The organism is Frankia sp. AiPs1 (assembly GCF_023716945.1).
Lineage (GTDB): Bacteria > Actinomycetota > Actinomycetes > Frankiales > Frankiaceae > Frankia.
In genome coordinates this window covers 1-5,456 of record NZ_JAMQQF010000415.1, presented here as the reverse complement: position 1 = coordinate 5,456, position 5,456 = coordinate 1, and the positions used below count along the sequence as shown (strand labels likewise).

General features: G+C 73.3%; 5 protein-coding genes and 1 pseudogene. 2 read left to right on the top strand and 4 right to left on the bottom strand.

Going from position 1 to position 5,456, the window contains the following annotated elements; translation table 11 throughout:
• Window positions 1-99 precede the first annotated feature (99 nt).
• Window positions 100-1,449: an ABC transporter permease gene (locus tag ND748_RS24255; RefSeq protein ID WP_251748276.1), complete on the bottom strand. Its 1,350-nt coding sequence runs from the start codon at window positions 1,447-1,449 to the stop codon at window positions 100-102.
• Window positions 1,450-1,637: 188 nt separating this feature from the next.
• Here ND748_RS24255 and ND748_RS24250 point away from each other — a divergent pair, with 188 nt between their 5' ends.
• Window positions 1,638-2,270: a TetR family transcriptional regulator gene (locus ND748_RS24250; protein ID WP_251748275.1), complete on the top strand. Its 633-nt coding sequence runs from the start codon at window positions 1,638-1,640 to the stop codon at window positions 2,268-2,270.
• 206 nt (window positions 2,271-2,476) lie between these two features.
• On the opposite strand, the gene ND748_RS24245 is transcribed toward ND748_RS24250, so the two are convergent.
• A complete protein-coding gene (locus ND748_RS24245) occupies window positions 2,477-3,613 on the bottom strand; it encodes an NAD(P)/FAD-dependent oxidoreductase (protein WP_251748273.1) in 1,137 nt (378 codons plus the stop codon).
• Between the two features lie 101 nt (window positions 3,614-3,714).
• Between ND748_RS24245 and ND748_RS24240 the strand changes: the two genes are divergently transcribed.
• Window positions 3,715-4,341 carry a TetR/AcrR family transcriptional regulator gene (locus tag ND748_RS24240; RefSeq protein WP_251748272.1) on the top strand — a complete coding sequence of 209 codons (627 nt, stop codon included), beginning with the start codon at window positions 3,715-3,717 and terminating at the stop codon, window positions 4,339-4,341.
• A 109-nt stretch (window positions 4,342-4,450) separates the two neighbouring features.
• Here ND748_RS24240 and ND748_RS24235 read toward each other — a convergent pair whose 3' ends face one another.
• Together ND748_RS24235 and ND748_RS24230 are read right to left on the bottom strand one after the other, a co-directional pair.
• A complete protein-coding gene (locus ND748_RS24235; protein WP_251748271.1) occupies window positions 4,451-5,188 on the bottom strand; it encodes a DUF427 domain-containing protein in 738 nt (245 codons plus the stop codon).
• Window positions 5,185-5,456 (bottom strand): annotated as a pseudogene (locus tag ND748_RS24230) (serine/threonine-protein phosphatase); the annotation flags it as partial. The pseudogene ND748_RS24230 and the gene ND748_RS24235, both read right to left, overlap by 4 nt.

Here is a 5,456-nt window from a genome sequence, read left to right as displayed (position 1 = left end):
GCCGAGATCGCCCCGCCGGAACGCAGCCGCCCCGTCTCTCCCCCGCGGGCGGAACGGGGAAGGGACGGGGCGCGGCGGGGTCGGCCGTGGGGTGGGGCGTCAGGCGCTGCCGCTGCCGCTGCCCGCCGCCGCACCGGAGACGGCGGCCGCGTCGGACTCGACCTCCTCGTCGGCGAACTCGTTGTCACGGAACTCGCCGTCCCGCCGCGGTCCCGGGTTCGTGGTGACTCCGCCTGTGGTGGCGCCGCTCGTGGTGGCGCCGTTGGCAGGGGCATCGCTCGTGGTGACGTGGTGCGGGCGGGTGCCGGCGGCGGCCTCGGCCTGCTCGGCCTGGCGGGCCGCCATCGCCGCGCCCTGCGCGGCCAGCATCATCGACACCGGCTTGCCGCGTTCGGCGCGCAGCCGGTTGCGGCGGTTGAAGAACGGCCGGCCGACCGCGGTGAGCACAATGCCGACCGCCGCGTAGACGCCGATGACCGTCGCGCCGCGGCCGATCCCCGGCCCTGCGTCGTAGACGACGCCGCGCAGCACGTCGAGCACACCGGTGCCGAACACGTACGGGTGCAGCCACTTGAACGGCTCGGGCACGAACGCCGCCGGGAACGCCCCACCCGACGACGGGATGTTGAGGAACACGAACAGGATGAGCGCCGCCCCGGTGACGAACCGGCCGATGAAGTAGGACAGGCCGTTGACCACCAGGCCGACCGAGATCGTCGTCAGCCAGCCGAGCAGCCACAGGGACAGGAAGTGGCCGTGCACGGCGCCCACGACCGGACCGGCGAACAGCGTGCCGAGCAGCGAGAACACGAAGCCGGATCCGACGATCAGGCCGAGGCGGACGCGGTGCTTGAGGGTCTGGCCCATCATCCCGATGAACATGCCGACCATGTAGCCGGCGATGGTCCAGACCAGCGCGATGTAGAAGCCCGAGGTGCCGTAGGAGTCGTGCTTGGGCAGCGGGGCGAGGTCGTCGATGGCCAGCGTGGTGCCCTCGGCCGCCGCCACCGGGGCGAACGTCTGCTGGACGACCTCGGCGAGCTGGAACTGGGCGCCGCTGGCGACGAGCAGCCGGGCCGGCTGGTTCGCCGCGCCGGGGGTGAAGGCCGCCGCCAGGTCGCCGTCGCGCACATCGCCGCGGGCGGCGTCGACGGAGCCTGCCACCGACACCGACAGCATGCCGTTGCTGGTGCCCTCCAGCCGCTCGGCGAGGGTCGCCGTCGCCGGGCCCGTCCCGACCACCGCGACCTTGATGTCCTGCGGCGACGGCTGGTGGAAGGCGTTGATGTAGCACAGGCAGAAGGCGACGACGAAGACCAGCGGCAGCCAGAGCTGCAGGCCGATCATCTGGACCGGCGGGGAGAGCCGGGAGTACTGCCGCCGGAAGCGCATCCACGGGCCGAGCCCGGTCGAGGGCGCCCCGCTGGACGCCGGTGTCTCCGCAGTCATAGTCACTTTCCCGCGCGTGAGGACCGATGGGGGGGTGCAGGACCAGCAGGCCGGCCGCTGTGCCCGGCACAACGCCGGCGGCTCGGTTTGTTGGGGAGTTCGACCGGTGGTCGCAGCAAGACGTTAGCCCAAAACTGAGACTCAGTCCAACCTTTGAGCCGAGATACCAGATCTGGTATCCTCATGCCGTGGGAAAGAACCCCGCGGCAGTCCCCGCCGACGCCGCAACCCCCGCACGGGGCACCGATCTGCGCAGCAGGACGAGGCGGGCGTTGCAGGCGGAGATCACGGCCGTCGCCTTCGACCTGTTCGACCGGCAGGGCTTCGAAGCCACGACGATCAACCAGATCGCCGCCGAGGCCGGCCTGTCGCGCAGCAGCTTCTTCCGCTACTTCGCCACCAAGGAGGACGTCGTCCTGCTTGGGGTGGAGGAACGCGGCCTGGTCCTGCGCGACGCGCTCGCCGGCCGCCCCGCGGACGAGACACCGTGGCAGGCCCTGCGCCAGGCGCTCAACGCCATCATCGAGAGCAACACCGAGAATCCCGAGCGCACCCTGCGGCTGTCCCGGATGATGGTCGACACGCCGTCGTTGCAGGGCCGCCAGATGCAGCGGCAGAACAGCTGGCAGCGGCTGCTCGCCCCCGAGCTCGCCCGGCGGCTCGGCATCCCCCCGACGGACAGCTCCGACCCACGCCCGCGGGCGCTGGCCTCGGCCGCCCTCGGCTGCTACGACGCGGCGCACACGGTGTGGCGGGACTCCGACGGGACGGCCGACCTCACTGCCCTGCTCGGCCAGGCGATGTCCGTCCTGACCGACTGAGCCCGGCCCGACCGACTGAGCCCGGCCCGACCGACTGAGCCCGGCCCGACCGACTGAGCCCGGCCCGACCGACTGAGTCCGGCCCGACCGACTGAGTCCGGCCCGACCGACTGAGTCCGGCCCGACCGACTGAGTCCGGCCCGACCGACTGAGTCCGGCCCGACCGGCCGCCGAGCCGGCGGGCCTCGCGCGGGACGGGGGGGGGTCTAGGCGGGAAGCGCGCCGGGGTCGTGGCCGTGGAGCCACGACGTCGCGCCCTCGTAGACGCGAGGGAAGACGATGGGCATGATCACGTTGCGCATCCGTCGGGCGATCGGGCGGGCGGTCTTGACCTCCCGGTTGCGGGTTGCCTCCTTCGCCATCTTGTCCACCCTGGCCCGCCGCTGACGCTCGTAGCCGTCGAGCGCCCGTCCAACGGCGCCCTCGGCCTGCACGCCCTCGGCGTGCAGGTGCTGGGCCAGGGCGATGGCGTCCTCGAGGGCCATCGACGCCCCCTGTCCGGCGCCGACCGGGTGGGCGGCGTCGCCGACGAGCACGAGCCGGTCGCCGTGGTGGCGTGGTACCCGGGCGAGCACGTGGTGCAGCGTGGCGCCGTGGGTCCGCCGGGTGGCGCGCAGGATCTCCACCGCCCGCGGCTCGGTGCGGTAGATGTCGAGCAGGTCGTCGAGTCCGACGGCGTGCACGTCCGCCGGGCGCGGGCCACTGACCTGCGCCGACCACCAGACCGACCCGTCCGGTGCGCCCAGGTGAAGGAAGGCGCCACGGCGAGCGAAGATCATGTTGAAGGTGCCGGCGTCGACACGCAGGCCGTCCGCGCGGGAGACGCCGCTGACGCTGAACATCGCGCCGTAGACCGGCCGCGGGGCCAGCGGGTCGAGCACCTCCCGCACCCCGGACCAGATTCCGTCCGCGCCGACGACCAGGTCGACGCCGCCGTCGAGACAGGCCCGCACGTGGGCGGCATCGAGCCTGCTGCCGGTGACGATCCGGGCGCCGAGGCGCACCGCTTCGGCGCGCAGCGCGGCGACCAGGTCGGCCCGCATGAGCGTGACGCTGACCATGTCGTCCGCTCGGGCCCGGCCCCGCGCGACCTCGCCGAGCGGCCTGCCGGCCGAGGACCACATCCGCTGCCATGGCACCGCGAACCCGGCCTCGCGCACCCGCGGCAGGCAACCGAGCACGGCCACGGCGCGTAGCCCGTTCGCCGCCAGGCTCACGAACGACCCGACCGGCCCGGCCGGCTCCTCGTGAGCCTCGTGCACCGTCACCTCGGCGCCGATCCGCCGCAGTGCGATCGCGCTCGCCGCCCCGGCCACGCCCCCGCCGACCACCACGACCCGCATACCGCCCCCTTCACCGAATCTGATTTCACCGAATATTGATTCGGTGAACTGGCGCTCAGTATGATCAGGAGCGGACCGGAACGTCAAACGAGGAGGCCGCGGTGGGCGCGCGCAGGGCAAGGGCGGCCGAGACCGAACTCGCGCTCAAGGAGGCGGCGGGGCGGCTGTTTGTGGAGCGCGGCTACCTCAACACGAAGATCAGCGACATCACGGCAGCGGCCGGGCGCGCCACCGGGTCGTTCTACGACCATTTCGCCAGCAAGGAGGCGCTACTGACAGCGCTGCTGGCGGACCTGCGCGGGGCGGCTTCCGCCGAGATGCGGCGCCCGGAACACCCCCGCGACCACGACCTGACCGACCGGGGCCAGCTCCACGACCATCTCGCCGTGGCCTGGCGGGTCATGCGGGAGAACCTGCCGGTCGTCATCGCGGTGCACGAGGCGTCGTTGACCGGCGAGCACGCCCCGGACCACGCCTGGCGCAGCCTCGTCACCGAGACGGACGTGCTGCGCGACCATCTCGAGTACCTGCGCGACCGCGGGCACGAGCTGCCCGGTGATCCCACCCTGATCGCCGCGGCGATGGGTGGCCTGCTGTCCACGCTGGCGCTCGCCCTGCTGCGCTCGCCGACCCCGGCCTACTCCGATGCCGAGGTGCTGGATACCCTGACGAACCTGCTGCTCACCGGCCTACGTGGCGTGCCGAGCGACCCCCCGGCGAACGCATGACCGATCGCGACGGGTTCCGGCGCGCGGGGCAGCCCCGGTTGCGGCACGTTGGGCACGGTCCGCGGCCGCAGACCGCGCACCGCATTCGGCCGCCCGGCGCCGAGCGTGGTCAGGGATGCGTGGATTCGCCGTCGACGGACACCGTCACGCGCTCGTCGTAGAAGCAGACCAGGCCGGTGATCCGGGCGCTCTCCGGCAGCGGAGTGCGGTAGGTCCACACGACGTCGTCGTGGCGCCGGCCGTCGACCTCCACCGAGAAGTACTCGGCGTTGCCCTTGTACGGGCAGTGCGTGCGGGTGTCCGAGGGACGCAGCAACTCCTGGCGGACGTCGACCAGGGGCAGGTAGTAGCGCGGCACCAGGCCGGTCTCGAAGAGGATGACCGGGCGGTGGGAGTCGGCGACGACCACCCCGTCGATCTCGACGCGAACGTGCCGGGAGCTGGGCAGCGCGTCGATGCGGGTATACGGGCTGCGCGGGTGGACGTAGACGGGCTCGTCCTCCTCCAGCCAGCGATCCATCGCCTCCCAGTCGAGGCGCACCAGCTCCCGCAGCCCCTCCAGCGGGGACTGCGGATAGGCCCAGGCCGCCGCCGGCGCGGTGCGCCCCTCGACGACCACGTCGAAGTAGACGGCCTCGCCGCGGCTCGGGGAGTGCTCCGTGCGGGCGATGGGGACCAGTTCGGCGACGACGTCGGCCCGGGGCAGGTAGTAGGCCGGATAGTGCGGGTTCTCCCAGACCAGCGCCGGGCTGGTGGTGTCCACGACCAGCCGGCCGCCAAGATAGGCCCGGACCCGCTTGCGCCCCTGCTCCAGCCGGACCCGCCCCCGCGCCTGCTGCGTCGTCATCGCAACGCCTCCCATCGCTTCGCCGCACTCGCGCCGGCCCCCGGCGGGCTCGTCGCCACCGTGCCACCGGGCGTCATCGGCTTCGTTGAGGAGGAACCGGCGACCGGCCGGGAGCCTTCCCGCGCGCGGGCCGGCGCCCGCCACGACGCGCCGGCGCCCACCCGGGCGGACTTGTCCATGGCCGGGGGCACGGCCCGGATGGGCTGGTCCTCGGCCGGGGGCGTGGCCCGCGCGGGCGGGGCGAACTCGGCGGCCAGCAGGGCGACGT